18 protein-coding genes are annotated in these 17,794 nt (G+C 42.1%); 9 read left to right on the plus strand and 9 right to left on the minus strand.

Features of this window, described 5'->3' with window-relative positions; translation table 11 throughout:
* Positions 1-19: 19 nt before the first annotated feature.
* The gene (locus tag FSB76_RS07605; RefSeq protein ID WP_147053010.1) at positions 20-331 is read left to right on the plus strand and encodes a hypothetical protein; all 312 of its coding nucleotides are present in this window, start codon (positions 20-22) and stop codon (positions 329-331) included.
* A gap of 560 nt (positions 332-891) precedes the next feature.
* Here FSB76_RS07605 and FSB76_RS07610 read toward each other — a convergent pair.
* From FSB76_RS07610 to FSB76_RS07630, 5 genes are all read right to left on the minus strand, one after another.
* On the minus strand, positions 892-1,809 hold the full coding sequence (locus FSB76_RS07610) for a helix-turn-helix domain-containing protein (protein ID WP_147053011.1): 918 nt from the start codon (positions 1,807-1,809) through the stop codon (positions 892-894).
* A gap of 9 nt (positions 1,810-1,818) precedes the next feature.
* On the minus strand, positions 1,819-3,870 hold the full coding sequence (ispG, locus tag FSB76_RS07615) for a (E)-4-hydroxy-3-methylbut-2-enyl-diphosphate synthase (RefSeq protein ID WP_147053012.1): 2,052 nt from the start codon (positions 3,868-3,870) through the stop codon (positions 1,819-1,821).
* Positions 3,871-4,067: 197 nt separating this feature from the next.
* A complete protein-coding gene (locus FSB76_RS07620) occupies positions 4,068-4,325 on the minus strand; it encodes a Txe/YoeB family addiction module toxin (RefSeq protein ID WP_147053013.1) in 258 nt (85 codons plus the stop codon).
* Positions 4,322-4,510 carry a DUF2683 family protein gene (locus FSB76_RS07625; protein WP_147053014.1) on the minus strand — a complete coding sequence of 63 codons (189 nt, stop codon included), beginning with the start codon at positions 4,508-4,510 and terminating at the stop codon, positions 4,322-4,324. Before FSB76_RS07625 ends, FSB76_RS07620 begins: the two co-directional genes overlap by 4 nt.
* Positions 4,511-4,535: 25 nt before the next feature.
* The gene (locus tag FSB76_RS07630; RefSeq protein ID WP_147053015.1) at positions 4,536-5,147 is read right to left on the minus strand and encodes an RDD family protein; all 612 of its coding nucleotides are present in this window, start codon (positions 5,145-5,147) and stop codon (positions 4,536-4,538) included.
* Positions 5,148-5,310: 163 nt separating this feature from the next.
* Between FSB76_RS07630 and FSB76_RS07635 the strand changes: the two genes are divergently transcribed.
* The 4 genes from FSB76_RS07635 to FSB76_RS07650 all read left to right on the plus strand — a co-directional run bounded on the left by FSB76_RS07635 (position 5,311) and on the right by FSB76_RS07650 (position 7,736).
* Positions 5,311-5,877, plus strand: coding sequence for a pentapeptide repeat-containing protein (locus FSB76_RS07635; protein WP_147053016.1), 567 nt, complete (start codon positions 5,311-5,313; stop codon positions 5,875-5,877).
* A gap of 46 nt (positions 5,878-5,923) precedes the next feature.
* A complete protein-coding gene (locus FSB76_RS07640) occupies positions 5,924-6,646 on the plus strand; it encodes a M23 family metallopeptidase (RefSeq protein WP_147053017.1) in 723 nt (240 codons plus the stop codon).
* A complete protein-coding gene (locus FSB76_RS07645; protein WP_147053018.1) occupies positions 6,643-7,407 on the plus strand; it encodes a DUF4846 domain-containing protein in 765 nt (254 codons plus the stop codon). The genes FSB76_RS07640 and FSB76_RS07645 overlap by 4 nt, the downstream gene beginning before the upstream one ends.
* Positions 7,408-7,472: 65 nt before the next feature.
* Positions 7,473-7,736 carry a hypothetical protein gene (locus FSB76_RS07650; RefSeq protein ID WP_147053019.1) on the plus strand — a complete coding sequence of 88 codons (264 nt, stop codon included), beginning with the start codon at positions 7,473-7,475 and terminating at the stop codon, positions 7,734-7,736.
* A gap of 521 nt (positions 7,737-8,257) precedes the next feature.
* On the opposite strand, the gene FSB76_RS07655 is transcribed toward FSB76_RS07650, so the two are convergent.
* Complete coding sequence (locus FSB76_RS07655) at positions 8,258-9,277, minus strand: aldo/keto reductase (RefSeq protein WP_147053020.1); 1,020 nt, start codon at positions 9,275-9,277, stop codon at positions 8,258-8,260.
* 182 nt (positions 9,278-9,459) lie between these two features.
* On the opposite strand from FSB76_RS07655, the gene FSB76_RS07660 reads away from it, so the two are divergent.
* Both FSB76_RS07660 and FSB76_RS07665 read left to right on the plus strand, forming a co-directional pair.
* Positions 9,460-9,786 (plus strand): hypothetical protein, encoded by a 327-nt coding sequence (locus FSB76_RS07660; protein WP_147053021.1) that lies wholly within the window; start codon positions 9,460-9,462, stop codon positions 9,784-9,786.
* Positions 9,787-9,832: 46 nt separating this feature from the next.
* The gene (locus FSB76_RS07665; RefSeq protein ID WP_147053022.1) at positions 9,833-11,458 is read left to right on the plus strand and encodes a mechanosensitive ion channel family protein; all 1,626 of its coding nucleotides are present in this window, start codon (positions 9,833-9,835) and stop codon (positions 11,456-11,458) included.
* Between the two features lie 247 nt (positions 11,459-11,705).
* On the opposite strand, the gene FSB76_RS07670 is transcribed toward FSB76_RS07665, so the two are convergent.
* The 3 genes from FSB76_RS07670 to FSB76_RS07680 form a co-directional block, all read right to left on the minus strand.
* Positions 11,706-11,912: a GIY-YIG nuclease family protein gene (locus FSB76_RS07670; RefSeq protein ID WP_225976444.1), complete on the minus strand. Its 207-nt coding sequence runs from the start codon at positions 11,910-11,912 to the stop codon at positions 11,706-11,708.
* 189 nt (positions 11,913-12,101) lie between these two features.
* Positions 12,102-13,082 (minus strand): acyl-ACP desaturase, encoded by a 981-nt coding sequence (locus FSB76_RS07675; RefSeq protein ID WP_147053023.1) that lies wholly within the window; start codon positions 13,080-13,082, stop codon positions 12,102-12,104.
* A gap of 62 nt (positions 13,083-13,144) precedes the next feature.
* Positions 13,145-14,209, minus strand: coding sequence for a glycoside hydrolase family 5 protein (locus FSB76_RS07680; RefSeq protein WP_158642859.1), 1,065 nt, complete (start codon positions 14,207-14,209; stop codon positions 13,145-13,147).
* A 132-nt stretch (positions 14,210-14,341) separates the two neighbouring features.
* On the opposite strand from FSB76_RS07680, the gene FSB76_RS07685 reads away from it, so the two are divergent.
* Both FSB76_RS07685 and FSB76_RS07690 read left to right on the plus strand, forming a co-directional pair.
* Positions 14,342-15,688: a sensor histidine kinase gene (locus tag FSB76_RS07685; RefSeq protein ID WP_147053025.1), complete on the plus strand. Its 1,347-nt coding sequence runs from the start codon at positions 14,342-14,344 to the stop codon at positions 15,686-15,688.
* Between the two features lie 14 nt (positions 15,689-15,702).
* Positions 15,703-17,784 carry a cellulose biosynthesis cyclic di-GMP-binding regulatory protein BcsB gene (locus FSB76_RS07690; RefSeq protein ID WP_147053026.1) on the plus strand — a complete coding sequence of 694 codons (2,082 nt, stop codon included), beginning with the start codon at positions 15,703-15,705 and terminating at the stop codon, positions 17,782-17,784.
* The last annotated feature ends 10 nt before the right edge of the window (positions 17,785-17,794 follow it).

The raw sequence follows: 17,794 nt of genomic DNA on the forward strand, positions 1-17,794 counted from the left end.
GGATTTAAAAATAAACAACATGAAAAAGACTGTATTAACACTTGCCATTATTTGGATGGCGGCTACAGGCAGCATAGCCCAAACAAAAACCAGTAATACCGCTACCTGGGTTGTAGAAAGCAACCTTAACCACCCGGGCATACAAACGGTAAGGTTTTATGATAGTGATAAGCACCTTATTTACACCGAAACCATTAAAGCCCGCATAAATGTGAGCAACAAAAAGGTACAGCGAAAGCTTAATAGCATGCTGGATATTTTAATGACAACCGGCAAACCGGTAAACGACAGCAACCTGCTTGCGGCATCTTTTAAAGTAAAAAAGAACTAACGCGCACAACAGATTTGAGAGATGTTGATTTGCCCTAAAAATTATATAAAGATGCTTTTTAATTATACTCAGGGGAGCGCGAGGCGACCCTGTTTATTTTCACCGATGCATTAATTAAAAGCAAAAAAGGCAAACCTGTTATAAGTCTGCCCTTTTTTTATGTACCAATATATAGTGAAGCCTTTAACGGCTGCTTGTTTTTGTAGTGTTTGTTACCTATAGTTCTTAATTATCCTACGCCTTGATTTGTAATCTGTTACGCCAACAGGATACCGGGCTTTCAGCCTTGAGCATTCTGCTTTAAGCTTTACTATTACCTGTAAATGATGGTTAATATCTGGTAAGTACCAAAGTACAATTGCAGTAACCTGCTTTTTATGAGTTCGAGGTTTTGCTTTTTCATGACCGTATTGTTTGATTGACATGTCAAAGGTACTGCGCGTAGCAGGGCGCATCAATCTCAATAAATCGGTTTTAACAACCAATTTTTCCTGAGGCCGGTTATTACCGTCAGTCGATAGTCATAACGGTGATTTGGGCAAGATAAATTGGAGAGAATTTTATTGAAGCTGTTTAAACTCCGAAGGATTATTACCGGCAAAGCGTTTGAAAAAACGACTGAAATGCGAGCTGCTATCAAAGTTAAGCCGCTCGGCAATTTCTTTGATACTCAAACCCGATGAAGATAGCAGGTATTGCGCCTCCAGGTACATCCGGTTATGGATAACGTGCAAGGCGTTTTGGCCGGTCTCGGCCTTCACAATTTCGGTTAAATATTTTGCCGAAATAAACAAGGCATCGGCATATTCCTGCACCGTTTTAAGAGTTAGAAACTGATCCTCAACCAGCTTCTTGAATTTATAAACCAGCTGATATTGTTTACTCAGGTGGCGGGTTGAATGCAGCAAGCAGTTTTCACAAGCCCGGTTCATTTCGTAAAGTAAATCTGTTAACAGCAACCGTAGGATGGGTAAGTGAAAAGCGCCTTTCTCCCGGCTTTCGTCGCTTATTTTTTCATAAAGGGCTTTTAGTGAAGCACAGCTTTTTTGCGACAGGCCATAAATTGGCGGGTAATCGGGGTTTACCTCCAGCAGGTTATCCAGTATATTTTCTTTAAGCAGGTTATTGATCAGGAATTCTTTTTTAAACAATACCTCGTACAATAACAAATCGGGCGAGGCATCTTCAAAAGAAGTTATAAACTGGGGCGATACCAGGTGGATAGAATTGGTATACACCTCGAACACAAAATGGCCGATTGTTTTTTTACAGCTGCCCCTTAAACATAAAATAACCGAGTAATAATCTGTTTTAACAGGCAGTCCATGAGTAAGGCCAGGGTGGTTATTGAGCACAGCAAAATCGTCCTGGTTCCAGCCATCGTTAATTATTCCAAAATCGGGCGCGCGATCACCTGCCGATGCCAGGTGCTTTTTTAGCGTTGATGGAATATCTAAAACGGTGATCTTATCGCTCATAAATTAGGTTTATTCCTGCTCAACCCAGTTGCCGTCGTCTTTTATGATGCCAATAAGCTCATCCAAAGCGTTTGCCGCGCTGATGTTTTTCTTTACGGCTTCTTTACCACGGTAAAGGGTGATTTTATCGGTACCCGAACCAACGTAGCCATAATCAGCATCCGCCATTTCGCCGGGACCATTTACGATGCAGCCCATAATACCAATCTTCAAGCCTTTAAGGTGACTTGTGCGGCTACGGATCATCTGCGTTGTAATCATCAAATCAAACAAGGTACGTCCGCAGCTTGGGCAACTGATATATTCTGTTTTGGAAATGCGCGAACGTGTAGCCTGCAAAATACCAAAAGCCGTAGAAGTGATCACTTTGGTATCAACCCCGGGGGCATCAATCCAAATGCCATCGCCAAAGCCATCAACCAATAAAGCGCCAAGGTCAGTGGCGGCAAATAGTTGTAGGTTTTGAGTTTTGAGTGCCGAGTTTTCGTGTTCCGACTCTATACTCATAACTCCAAACTCATAACTCCTTTTTACTATAACAGGCACATCCAAACCCAGCTCTTCCATTTTGAAGAAGAAGCCGCGTTGGTCGGCCATGCCGTGCAGCGCATTGGTTTCTAAAACAAACACCAGCGAATTATCAAACGGTAACGAGCCAAAATCTTCCGAATCAATATCCTCCGGAAACAGTTTCACCAGGTTTAATGCTGATGTTTTGTTGGTGGCTGCGATATATTCTTTCAGCGTAAACAACGGGTGACAAAGGGTTTTATCGGCCAGTTTTAACCAGGTTTGGTAGTTATAAAGCTGTTTTAAGTTACCCGGCAAGTTAAACGACGGCAACTCATCTGCCAGGTAAACAAAATCGACCGATTGCTCGGCCATGTTATATTTATCCAGCAAGGGCGAGTAGATATAACCGGCATCGGCCATAATACCAGGATCTTTCAGGTTCTTTTTTGACAGATCGAGCACCACCCTTGGCACCATATGCCCGCCAATGAAAGCGTTGGCCTCGTAGGTGTGGCGTTTTTTGTATTCGTAGGGACTATGCGTTTGAGGCGAAAGGTGAAAGGTAAAAGGTAAAAGGTTTTTATCTGTAATAATCTCATTGCCTTTTGCCTTTAACCTTTCGCCTTTAACCTCCTTCTCCCTCAAAGAGTATCGTTTCACCAACTCGATAGCTACGGGTGCTTCTGCCTCCGGTTCTTCGGTTAGGGATACCCGTACGGTATCGCCCAGGCCGTCTTCCAATAAGGTGCCTATGCCTACGGCTGATTTAATGCGGCCGTCTTCGCCGTCGCCGGCTTCGGTTACGCCAAGATGCAGGGGATAGTTCATGCCTTCGGCAACCATGGTTTCTACCAGCAGGCGGTAGGCTTGCACCATCACTTGCGGATTGCTCGATTTCATGCTGATCACCAAATTATAATAATTCAGCGTTTCGCACATGCGCATAAACTCCATAGCCGATTCAACCATGCCCTGCGGGGTATCGCCATAACGGCTCATGATCCTGTCGCTTAAGCTACCGTGATTGGTGCCAATGCGCATGGCGGTGCCATACTCTTTACAGATGTTTACCAGCGGGGCAAATTTTTGGTAAATGCGTTCCAGTTCGCCCTGGTACTCCAGGTCGGTATAATCAATCTGGTCAAATTTCTTTTTATCAGCGTAGTTGCCGGGGTTTACGCGTACTTTTTCAACAATACGGGCAGCTACCTCGGCGGCATTTGGCGTAAAGTGAATATCGGCCACCAGGGGTACATTATACCCGCGGGCGCGAAGCTGCTTTTTTATCTCGGCCAGGTTTTTGGCCTCTTTAATACTTGGTGCGGTAATACGTACGTACTCGCAGCCGGCATCAACCATGCGGATAGATTGCTCAACCGTACCCATGGTATCCATGGTATCGGTAGTAGTCATGCTTTGTATGCGGATGGGATTATTACCACCCATAGGCACATCGCCAATATTTACCTCGCGGGTAACAAAACGCGAATATTGGGTTAACGAATTACAATAACGGCCTTGCAGCAATTTAACAGCATCAGTATTCATGCAGCGGATAATTAATAAGCTGCAAATTTAACGATTATGTTGGGGAATAAGTTGTTTGGATGTAAATGATAAATTAATGGGAGGTTAAATTATGATGAGGATAAAATTTATATTTTAGGGATGCCAAAAAATGCCGATTCAACAGAATTGGTTTTGGATAAATTGAGCTACAGGTTGGTGAGGGTGAATTAAATTGATTAATAGTGTCCTTTTAACGATAGGATATAAACAATATCGCCGTCAATTTCATAAACCAATCTGTGTTCCTGATTGATCCTTCGAGACCAAGCTCCAGACAATCCATGTTTTAATTGCTCGGGTTGACCTATACCGTGATAAGGATTATTGGTTATAGCCTCAAGTAATTCCTTTATTTTTTTAATTGCCTGCTTATTTCCGCTCTTTTTGAAGTATGCCAAATCTTCATCGGCTTGCCTGGTAAATTCTACAATCACAGGTCATCAATATTTACAACTCTCGTTTCACCACGTTTTACCTGTCTCCTGCTTTCCTGGATTTTAGCCACAAATTCAGGATCATAAGGTTTTTCCGCCTCAAATGAAATTTTAAGTGCTTTCATAAAAGCTTTTAAAGCATCCAGTTGCTCTTTGTTTTGCGGATGTACAATTAGCGTTTCCATATCCAAATTTAAACATTTATGTTTACTAAAACAACCTCTCCTTAATTACCAGCGTGCCGGCCATCATATCATGTAAACATTGCTGCTTCTTGTTAAAAAAGGCCATCAGGTAGCCGATAAAAAACGTAAGTACCGAAAAGATTTTGCACAGGTTACGGGCTACGGCTTTGCCAAACGTAATGCGGTCGCCATTCATGTCAACCACTTTTATTTTGAGCATCTGTTTGCCATAGGTGGCCTGTTTGGCCGAACTTTCCATCACCATATGGTAAATAATCTTGGCAAATGGTATGCAAGCCAACAACCCAAAGCTGGCTGTCATGCGCGTTTCTTTATCCTGCAATTTCAATAACACTACCACAAAAATAACGATCACAAATGCGCCGAAAACTATAAACCAATCTAAAAATGAAGCCAGCAACCGCTGGTCGAAACTGCCAAAATACTGCATCAGCAACGCCGGCTTTTTAAAACCAAAAAGCTCCCTCAATTCGGCAATTTCCTGGGCTTCCTTGTAATCGGGCATTTCGGGCGTTTTTACAAAGTCAGCAGGCTTTATTTTCCGGGCTTTTAGCTCATCAATACCGAAAGGCCCTTCGGGCCTGCCATTGATCACTAAAATGTATTTTGGAAACATGTGCGGACTTCTTTTTACTAAGAATAGTTTAACTCCGAAAAGTTACAAAATCAGTATCAAGTAGTTAGTATCAAGTCGCAAGTATTACTCATTATTTAACCTTTCGCGTTTAACTATCCAAAAAAAATCTTGATACTTGATACTAAATACTTGCTACTATCCTATGCATTACGAGGACGAAACATTTACCAAAGCCCCTGCCGCTCAGCTTACCGGGCGCAACCATACCTACGAAAACTGTAAATTCATCAGCTGCGATCTGTCGCATGCCAACCTGTACGGTTTGGTTTTTATCGACTGTGTGTTCGACGGCTGTAACCTGGCCCTGGCCGATGCCACCGACACCGGTTTTCAAAACATCCGGTTTAAAGATTGCAAACTAAGCGGACTAAACTTTGGCAAAGCCCGCGACTTTCTGTTCGAAGTATACTTCGAGAACTGCATTTTAGATAACGCCATCTTTTACAAAAAGAAAAACAAAAAAGGCCGGTTTACCGATTGCTCCATGACAGAGACCGACCTCACCGAAGCTGATTTAACAGAAGCTAAATTCATCAACTGTAACCTTAACCGGGCCTTTTTCAGCCGCACCATATTGAAGGGGGCCGACCTGCGCAGTTCCTACAATTACACCATCGACCCCGATGATAATATGATAAAAAAAGCCATGTTCTCGCTCCACGGCCTCCCTGGCCTGCTGGCCAAATACGATATTAAAATTGAGGGATAATATTCTGGCAGATATTTAGTTATATGTATTCTTCAGGATAAACCTTATGCGAAAAATTGTACTGCTTGTTGGATTATTGGCAGCCTGTTTTGTGGCGGCGGCGCAAGAGATTGAGATTGCCTGCGATAAATTCAATAGCTTCAATAACGAAGTGTTAAAAACACCAACAACAAAGGCCTTAGCAGCCCAACAGTTCAAAGAACTGATTGGCCACATTCAACACGCACTGATAATACGTAGCGAGGTTAGGATAAGCGAGCCTGCATGGATTTTTCCTTTACAGGGTTATAACTATCACGCCGTAGGTGGCAATGGTAATGGCTATTTTGACAAAGGATATCGTTACATCGATGGCAATAAACACGCTGCCCACCCAGCGCACGATATTTTTATTAACGATAGAAACCAGGATTGTATAGATGACCATACCAAAAAACCAGTAAATGTGGTGGCGGCAGACGAAGGCATTGTTATTGCCTGTAGTAATGAATGGGAGCCGGCAAGCAGTTTGCGTGGAGGCAAGTACATTTGGATATATCACAACTATTCTGGAGTAATTACCTACTACGCGCACAACAGCGCAATCTTTGTAAAACCCGGACAGGAAGTTAAACCCGGCCAAAAAATAGCCGAGGTTGGCCGCACCGGTTACAATGCTTATAAAAAACGCTCGCCAACACATTTGCATTTTTCGGCGTTCAGGCTGGTTGATGATATCCCGGTGCCCTTTAACCCTTATCAGCAATTAAAAAAAGCTAAAACATTATGAAAGCGATTTTAATGCTCATAATACTGGGGTTGATGAACAGCCTTGTAAAAACTGACAATGTAACAACCCGTTTTAAACCTCCCACAGGTTATAAACAATCGGCCGCTACGGCCGGAAGTTTCGGCGCCTGGCTGCAGGCTGTCCCATTGAAACCTAATGGATCGCAGTGCCTTACCTACCAGGGCAAGGTGGCACGTACCGAAGCTTATACAGCGGGCATAGTTGATTTGAGCGTTGGTAAATACGACCTGCAGCAATGTGCAGATGCCGTAATGCGCCTGCGCGGCGAGTACCTGTACAGCCAGAAGAGGTACAATGAAATATCCTTCAACTTTACCAGTGGTTTCCGCTGCGATTTTGTGCATTATGCCAATGGTTACCGTTACAGTAATGATCATTGGATACTTAAAGCCAAAAAAGATTATGGCTACGATAACTTCGTGCGGTACATGACCCTGGTATTTAGCTATGCCGGCACCCTATCGCTACAAAAAGAGTTGAAAACCGTAAGCAATCCCTCAACCTTAAAAACCGGCGATGTATTTATAAAAGGCGGTTCGCCGGGGCATTGTTTTATAGTAATGAACGTGGTAGAAGATGCGGCCCACCATAAAAAATTCCTGCTGGCGCAAAGCTATATGCCTGCGCAAAGCATCCAACTGCTCCAATACCAGGAAAACCCCTGGTTTAGCCTTGATGAACCAGCCTATATCCTATATGGCGAACTGGTAAGTCCGGAATATTTAAAACGTTTTGAGTGATCCTGGTCATTTATTAAACTATATCGTGCTTGTACATTTGCATGTATAGTTAACCAATAATGATCATGAGAGAGTTTTTTATAAACGGCCTGCACGTTTTTGTTATTGTAGTGATAAGTGGCTTCGTCATTTTGGGCAACATGGCATTATCGGGTAAATTCGATCATTGGGACTCGCGTTTTATCAAAAAAGCCCAACATATGTTCAATCGTTTAAGACGTTACTTTGACCGGAAACACTCCAGGCAACAAGACGAAAATATCAATGCCCGCCGTGAGCACCATGCACATCACGAAACGCATACCAATGACGATCAAACTATTGAATAGCAAACGATTGCCATCATAACAGGTAAGATAATTTGCAAAAACTGTCATCCTGAGTGGTAAAATTTGGCGAAACTCTGAAGGGAGAATGACATCGTAAAAAGGGCTGTCGTGGTGAGCCTGTCGAACCATAGCGGGCAAAGGCCTCACCGCGAGACCCTTCGACAGGCTCAGCGTGACAGGTCTGCGCACCTCGAACCTACCTATGACATGTTGTTAATACCTCTTTGTCATTCTGAGTGACCATCAGATAAGCTGGGAAAAAACAGTGATGACGTTTGTGAAATAACATTTATAAAACCCGTCATTATAAACGAAGTGAAGAACTATTTCTTGAACGAAGTGAAAAATCTGTTAACCGACATACATCGCCGACGGAAAAGTTCGCGAATAGATCCTTCACTACGTTCGGGATGACAGTTCTCTTATTGTATGTCATTCCCCCTCCAGGATTTCACGAAATTTTACCACTCAGGATGACAGTCGTTTATTTTGAACATTATCTTTAGCAATAGATTTCAAAACTATCTTTTCTCCACCCTATCATAAAACCCGCCAAAGCTGTTATTTTTAACAGCCTCTTCGTTAAAAAAATCGCCGGGGAAACCTAATTCAATGGCGCTGGCATCACTCAGGCGTTTCATCTGATCGGCGTTTAAAACCACATCAACGGTTTTTAAATTATCAAGCAGCTGATTTACCTTGGTTGCCCCCACAATGGGGATGCACGAAAAATATTGCTGGCGGGTCCAGTTCAGGGCAACGTGGCTTTCAGATACGCCCAGTTCGGCCGCAACTTCCATTACTACTTTTGTAATCTTTTCGGCGCGGGCATTCAGCCGGTTACTTTCGGGTTTTATGCGGCCTTTATCGCCTTTCAAATATTTACCGGTAAGCGCACCTCCGGCAAGCGGGGCCCATGGTGTAACCGTCATCCCAAAATGTTTGGCCATGGGTATCAACTCGCGCTCGGCAGTGCGGGCCAACAGGCTGTACTCAACCTGTAAAGCTATAAACTGGCTCCAGCCCATCAGTTCGGCAAGGGTATTGCCTTTGGCTACTACCCAGGCGGGCGTATCGCTTATGGCGGCATAAGTAATTTTGCCTTGTTTTATCAGGTCGTCCATAGCGCGCAGCACCTCGTCAATGGGGGTAATATTATCCCATATGTGCAGGTATAAAACATCAATAAAATCAGTTTTAAGGCGTTTCAGACTTTCCTCTACGCTGCGCATCATGTTTTTACGGTTGTTTCCCGATGCATTGGGATTGGTTACGTTATCCTTTAAGGTATACTTTGTTGCCAGCACAAAATAATCCCGGTCGTGATTACTTATATAATCGCCTATGATCTTTTCGCTGGTGCCCAGCTTGTAAACATTGGCGGTATCCAAAAAATTGCCTCCCGCGTTGGCATAGGCATCCATAATGGCAAAACTGGTTGCCGCATCCGCACCCCAGCCGCCTTCGGTGCCAAAACCCATAGTGCCCAGGCACAGTTCAGAAACTTTAAGGCCCGACCGGCCGAGTAATTTGTAGTTCATAGGAGCCCCCTCTATATCTCCCCCGGTAGGGGAGACTTTTATTTTTTAGTTTATTGATTTTACCAATTAGCCCCCAAACACCAAGTAAGAAAATTTAAAGCCCTCCCTACCGGGGAGGGTTTGGGTGGGGCAAAACAATAACAAAGGTGCTTTGTAATATTAAACAATACAAATGTATTACCATGAAAATTATAACACTCCACTCCCCCATTCATATCCACGAGTTATTTAACATATTGCAGCATAAGCTTAACGCGCTTTTTCAAGAACGCAGGCAGGTTGATATTAATTTTACCATTAGCGGCCATAATGATGTTATTGAGATAAGCCAGCATGATTTATATGACGGCGTTTTGTTTAAACTTGAAATAGTTGGCCAGGAACTGCATATCACCCGTAACGAACATTATGTTGATGATGTAAACTCCCTGACGGTAGAATCTATCCTGAACGACCTTTTTGCCGATGTGGCAGGCAAACGGGGCACCGACCTTGTACAAGAGGGCTGAGCAAAAATTTGAAATATAATTTTTAGCTTTAACAGAAAAACTACCTATGCGTAATATATGGTATCTGTTGATCTGTTTTTTATTAACATCGGTCAGCCTGAACGCGCAAGCGCCTGTTAAAGCCAAAACCCCGGCCCCAGCGCCTTTGCGCGGCGAGCCGGTTATTATTAACCGCGATACCTTGCTTAAATTGTATACAGGGCAGGGCCTGTTTAACGTACAGGAACGTGCCGCCATAGTTACCAAACGAATAGAGGCCCTTGTAGCGCGGATGGATTTTAATCCGGATTCGCTCACGCTAAAAGACGATAGTACGTTATCGGTTATTTATTACAACTCGCAAATTGTAATGGCCGTAAATAACCAGGACGCTACTTTTACCGAACTCAACCGCCCGCAACTTGCCGCCAGCTATTTACACATCCTTAAACAAAAACTGGGTAATTACTTTACCAATAACGGTACACAACAGGTAGTGGTTAATATTTTAGAAGCCATAGCTGTTATTGTATTGTTAATAGCGCTGATATGGGCACTATTTAAAGCTTCGCGATGGCTAAAGCTGAAACTATTAAGGGCCTGGGAAACCCGGATGGATAAACTGGCGTCGGCCGGTGCCCCCGTAGTGTATGCCCACCGGCTGCTGCCCGTTATTACAGGCGTGCTGCGCATAGCGCGCATTATTGTTATTATTTTGCTGGTGTACCTTGCATTACCTGTACTGTTTTATATTTTCCCTTCGTCAAAACCCATTTCGGTACAGTTGCTTGGCTATGTGGTTACGCCGTTTAAAAGCATATTGCTTGCTATTGTACATTATATCCCCAACCTGCTTACCATAGCGGTTATTTACCTGGTAACCCGTTACATTGTTAAACTGGTAAAGTTTATAGCCAACGAAATAGCCCTGGGCAACTTTACTATTAACGGTTTTTATGCCGAGTGGGCCATGCCCACCTATAACATTATCAGGGTGCTGCTTTTCGCATTTATGTTTGTGGTGATTTTTCCTTATTTGCCTGGTTCCGATTCAAAAATTTTCCAGGGGGTTACCGTATTCCTGGGGATATTGTTTTCTTTAGGGTCATCATCCGCCATATCAAACATGGTAGCGGGCATTGTGCTTACTTATATGCGCCCCTATAAAATTGGCGACCGCATAAAAGTGGGAGATGTAATGGGTGATGTGGTAGAAAAAAACCTGCTGGTTACCCGGCTGCGCACCATCAAAAACGAAGATATTACCATACCTAACGCCACCATATTAAGCGGGCATACCATTAACTATACTACCGTAGCCAATACAATGGGCCTTATATTAAATACTACGGTTACCATTGGTTATGATGTGCCCTGGCAAACAGTGCACCATCTTTTAATAGCTGCTGCCGAAGCTACCGATGGCATCCTGGCCGATAAAAAACCTTTTGTACTGCAAACCGCACTCAATGATTTTAATGTGAGCTACCAGCTTAACGCTTATACCGCTTTATCAAACCAAATGGCCGGCATCTATTCGCGGTTACATCAAAACATACAGGATAAGTTTAACGAGGCCGGGGTGGAGATCATGTCGCCGCATTACACGTCGTTACGGGATGGCAACCACATCCAGATTCCGGATGACTACGTGGCCAACGGGTATGTTAAACCAGGGTTTAAGGTAGAGTAGATACATTTAATATATAACCGATTGTCATTTCGATAGAGCGAGCGTGGGGAGGTGTGGTGGAGCGAAAGAGAAATCTTTTACACCCTACTATCAGATTAGCTTGTCGTGAAAATCTCCTCATAAACAAATGACAACACAACTCACCATTTTAATCATCGCCGACCTGGCTGTTTAAGAAAACCCAATCGGGATTTGCAGAAGCTATCAAGTCATTTTTCTTTTCTCTACGCCATTTCTTAATTTCTTTCTACCTTTCAATTGCATGTTCAATATGTGTGAAATGTTCATAATAAACTAAATCAAAGCAATAGTATTGGCCGGTAAATGACTTTCGTGTTCCCTTATTTTCTCGATCCTGGCCTAGGCGTACCGTTATATCATTGGTTACGCCAATATATAATGTGGTTTTTGAAGGATTAGTAGTGATATTGACATAATAATTATGATTCCTCATACTTAAAAATGCAAATTTGACGGCGATATGCAAAGCGTCTAAGATTTCTCTTTCGCTCCCTACGCTTTGCCCCCTCTGCTCTATCGAAATGACACTCGGTTATCGCTGGAGGTTGAAGATCTTAGGTCCCCCCCAAACAAAAAAAGACGCATATAATGCGCCTTCTAAAAATCTTATCGGTTTAAAACCTTAACCGTTTATCCAGCTAAACTTGTATTCCAGCATGGGGTTTTTCATCCTGTCGGCAACGCGTAGTAAGCGGCCGGGCAGGTTCATGATATAATCGCGGGCTTTTTCGCCGCTTTCATTAAGGTCGGTAACGCTTTCAATATGCCAGTCTTCAATCAGTTCTTTTAATATGTCAACATAATCAATGGCAGTATAAATACCTAAGCGTTGGGCGGCGTCGGTAAAGTGACCAAAAGTTTGGCCTATTTTTAAGCCTACCTCGCGCAGGAAGTGGGCCGGCATCACAATTTTTTTGCGCATCATATCCTCAAAGGCTATCATGGCTTCGTTAGGGTCAACCTCAAATATTTTTTCGATAAAGTATTTGTAAGCTTTGGCATGGCGGGCCTCATCGCCTGCAATTACGCCACACATTTTTGATAATAAAGTATCGCCATCTTTTTTTGCCTGCGATGCCACGCGCCTGTGCGATACGTTGGTTGCCAGCTCCTGGAAAGAGGTATATATAAAGTTGCGGTACGGATCGGTACCTGTACCTATATCAAAACCATCGGCAATAAGGTATTGGGTAGATACCTCCATCATACGCATGTTAACCCTGCCCGATAAATAAAGGTACTTGTTAAGCAAATCGCCGTGGCGGTTTTCCTCGGCAGTCCAGTGGCGTGTCCATTTCATCCAGCCGCCATCTTCATTTTTCGAAACACCATCAACCATAGTAAGCCATGATTCGTAGGTTGGCAACGCTTCTTCGGTAATGGTATCGCCTATCAATACAGCAATCAGGTCGTAACTTAATCCCTGTGCGCTTTCCTGCAATTCTTTAATTTCGTTAAAGAAGGTATCTCTTGAAGAATCGGGTAAAAAATCTGAGGGCTGCCATATCGTATCAACAGGTTTTAAAAAATCATACATCTTTTCGAGCATGAATTTTTCAATGTGGCTCATTACTTCCCTGCGTTTTTCTACAAAAAATTCCATAACAAATTATTAGTGTTCAAAGGTAACATTTAAACCACAATAAAGTTACATCATTTTAAGGCTTAATAAGCTATTGCGTCTTTCATACACGCGGGCAAATTATCTATCGAAGGCTTGCCTGCGAATATCGAGAATGTACCATTGTAGTCCCAAAGCATGCCCGGGATACCCAGCTTTTTTAATGCCGCCCTTACGGCTTTAATATACCTGCAGCGACTGTCCAAATCTGCATATTTATTATATACGCCATATTCGCCGCATATTATCGGCACGTCATATTTATCGCCCCAGGCCTTCACAATTTGCAGCTTATCATTTACCGACTGTTCGTTACCATCGCGCCGGTACATTTCGTGGTTACTTTCGCCGGGAGTGCCTTTGGCCCTGGGATCAAGTGCTGGAAAATTTTCCGCACTATAAGGAAATGATACCCCGGTTGTGGCAACCTGGTTGCCTACCCAGCCGGCCCCCTGGTGGGTAAAAAAGAAAGGTTCGTAAAAGTGAAATGTGTATATAATGTTTTCATCGGCAAGCCTTACAAAACGGCTTAATTCATATATGCTGTTATAATTGCTGGCGCCTATAATAAGCGTGCGTTTTTTATCAACTTTACGCAGGGCAGTTACAACGTTGTAGGCTACATCTTTCCACACATTGGGGTTCATGTGGGGTGGCTCGTTATATAATTCAAAAAACAAGTCATCGGCACTTACATTGGTATACCTTTTAGCAAGTTTCTCCCATAAATCAATAAGTTTAAGGGTTTCGGCGCTACTGTTTGCGTCATTTAAATTGCCATAATGGTAATCTAATACCAATTTAAATCCGTACCTATGGCATTGCTTAACCACTTTATCAATGTATCCTAATATTTCTACAGTTGGTATATGTGCCGTTTCAAGGTATGTAAAAGCTATAGGGAGCCGTATGCTCCTAAAACCAAGCCTTTTCAGCAATGCAAAATCGGCATCTTTTATAGCGCCCTGGTTTAACGGATTTTTGTTCCATGTTTGCTCGAGCCATGAAAAACTGATGCCATTATTAAGGCTTGCAGCCCGCCTGAAGGCGAGCGCCCGCAACTGCATATATTTTGGACTGCTTTTTGCAATTGGGCAACTTGTTGTCATGCATAATAATATTAACAAAAAGTTTAAAAGCAGCTTAAAACATATATTTTTGTTTCGCAAGCATATTATATTCATCACCAATTAATTAGTTCAGGCCTTCATTTTTAATTTATATTTTCAAGATAGCGAATAATGTTTGTTCAAATTACAAAAGAAGAATTAATAAAAGAGACCTCAAAAAAAGCATGGTTCCAAACCAATAACATTGTTTGGATGATTATATTTCTGTACCCGCTTTTTAGTATAGTCGATTTTATATACGCGCCCGATGTTTGGATACAATTTTTTATTGTAAGGATAATTACCTGCCTTATAATTTATGCCTTACACAGTTACGTGCAATACAAAAAATACAATTACCGCATATTGTTACATGTTAGCATGTTGCTGCTATCGGTAACATCGGCGCTGCTTTGTAATATTGTAAGCGTATCTAACTTAAATATATACTACTCGCTTTTTGCTACCCTGGTACTGTTTTTTAACCTGCAGGTTTTTTGGGAACCCATCAATTCAATTATACAGTTTATGCTGGCCATATTGTTTCTTGCTGTGTTTTTTAACATGCAGCATGAGTACAACCTTGATATTGTGATAAACGGCGGCGGGCAGCTGTTTTTTATCATATCGGCCATATCATGTATAGTGCCCAATACCCGCTATAAGATAATGCAGCGCGATGTGCGTTCGCAGATACTCATCGAGAAATCAAACGAACAGTTAAAGGAGCAAAATACAGCCATCAATGAAAAAAATAACCTTATTGATTTACAGTATGAGCAATTACGCAAACTTGATGAGCAAAAAAACAGCTTTATTAATATAGCTGGTCACGATTTAAAAAACCTCATAGGCTCTATCACCATGAGTAATAACATGATCAAAGAGGAGGATTACCGCTTAAGCAACGATCAGAAAGAGTTTGTAGGCTATATAGCCGAATCGGCCGATAAAATGCAGTATATGCTTAATAAGCTGATGGATGTTAAGGAGATTGAATCGCCCGAGATTAAATTCAACCTCGAAATTTTCGACATCAACGTTGAAGTAATGCATATTTTTAAGGGCCTGTATGAAACCGCCCAACTTAAAAATATCCATTTGGTTGATAACATATTAAAACTGCCGCTCAACGTAAAACTTGATAAGGTATTTGCCGGGCAGGTTTTTCAAAACCTGTTATCAAACGCAATTAAATTTTCGCAAACCAATAATACTATAAAAATTGTAACCAGCCTGCAACGTCAACGCTTTGTGTTTGAAATTATTGACGAAGGTATTGCCATAGGGCAAAGCGAACTGGATATGATGTTTAACAAACTAAAAACATTAAATGATACATCGGGAGTTACCGAAAGCCGCTTAGGGCTTGGCCTTTCAATAGCCAAGTTAATGACCCAGGAAATGGGCGGCGACCTAACATACCGCAGTAATGAAAATGGTAATTATTTCCGAGTAGAGTTTTACGTTATAAATTAATTATTTACAACCAGATGAATAAATTTCTTTCCCTCTTAGCCTTTGTATTTCTTATTAGTACAGCGTCAAAAGCACAACACCTTGTAACTTTTAAAACGCTGGGCCATGATGACGATATGATATATGGCATGAGTGGTGCCAATTCATTTTATTTTAAAATAACGCCGCTTACCGAAATGAATGGCAGTAAAGTGGTTTTGTTTTTTGAGCCGTCGCAAGCCTTGCTCAAAGAACACTCCTATATAAACGTTGTTATAAATAATAAGCCGGCTTATAGCGGCCGCATGACTAAAGATTCTATCCAAAAAGTTACGCTTAACTTAACCAGGGCCGATTTATCGAACGATAAGTTCCTGAAGATACAGATTAAAACTCTGCTAACCATCACCGATGATGAGTGCCGCGACCTGGACAATCCTGGTATGTGGTTAAAAGTTAAAAATTATTCATACTTATCCCTTTTACGTAACACTAAAGGTTTTTTTGATAACGTAAATATTAGTAATTGCTTCGATTCAAAAAAAGCTATCGTTTATCCTGTAAACCCTACCCTTCCCGATCTTAAAGCAGTTGCATGGGCTTACTCCAGGTTAAAAAAGACACAAACCAGGGACATCATGGTTTATGACGAAGCCCATGTGCCCGATACGCTAAGAAATTATATTAAAGTTGGTACCATCGGCTCGTTAGGCGCCGATTCGCGCGAATTGTTAAAAGTAACCCCGCAAAACGGCCAGGGCTTATTTTACCTGCATAAATCAATGAGTATGGTTACCGATACCAATACCCGTTTGGTTGATGTTAAAGGTGTACTTACTGCCGTAAAAACAGCAACACAGGAATTGCAGCCAAAAGAGGTGCTATTTGTTACCGGGGGCGATAATGCAGGATACGAAAAGGCCATTACCGCCTTAGGTAACATGAATATTTTAAATTCGACCTATGGCGACTACCTGCTGATTGAAAAAGCTCAAAACACATTTTCTAAAACTATCGACGAAAACCGTTCAAAACTTTCGTTAAAACAAATTGGTGGCGTTGCCGACTTTTTATCGGGCATAGGATCGTTAAAAAGTGCATACTCGTTTAAAAACAGCGATTTTAGTTTTACTCCAAAAGAAGTGGAGATTCGTTTTGTGGCCAACTATAGTGCTTTAAGCGCGGGCGACCGTGGTTTCTTTAATATATACCTTAATGGCTTACTTATTAACAGCGAAAAGCTTGACGGTACCGGTAAATTAAATACTGCCATTACCATTAACCGTTATCAGCACCACAAATACAATACCCTGGAGGCCGAATTCAGGTTTTATCCAACCAGCGGCCATTGTAAGGATAGCTTTACCAACTTTTTTGCCGAGGTGGATGTAGACAAATCATACCTGGAATCAAAAAACCCGTTTGTAACCAGCGACCTGAGTTTTTACCAATATCCCGAAGCATTTAACACCGGTACTACACGTATAGTAGTATCTAAGGATTATGCAAAATATGCTGCAGGCGCTTTAGGCGAGATTATTTATGAATTAAACAACAACATTAACGCCAATAATTTCCCTGAGTTTGTTTATTCGGAAGAAATACCTCCCGGCGATCTGAAAAAATATAATATCATCGCCCTGTTATCAAAAAACGACAAATTAATGGGCGAGTTTCCTGATGCCCCAATCCGGTTCGACAAGGATTTCAGGTTATATAAAACCGATGATAACACCGTGGTATACTCCTTAAATGATACTGTATCAAACGGGCTGGCGCAAATATTTTACGGCCGCAGCAATAACGCCACACTGGTACTTACCGCAACCGGCACCCACGTTAGCGAAGCATTCCTGGCTGCGTCAAAATCAATCACGGAGCAGCTGTCTACCCTGTCAAGCAACGTATGTATATCAGATGTTAACTCCAACAAATACTTGTTCAACATTAATAAATCGAGCGAAAACCTGGAGTATATTGATACCAAAAGCGGGTTAACCCGTTTCTGGGACAGCTACAACCTGTACATTTTGCTGGGGATACTTATATTAATATTGCTATCGTTCCTGTACGTTCGTTCACGAGTGCAAAGATCACAGGATTTGTTTAACGATTAACCTTTTTTAG

It is taken from the genome of Mucilaginibacter ginsenosidivorax (assembly GCF_007971525.1).
Lineage (GTDB): Bacteria > Bacteroidota > Bacteroidia > Sphingobacteriales > Sphingobacteriaceae > Mucilaginibacter > Mucilaginibacter ginsenosidivorax.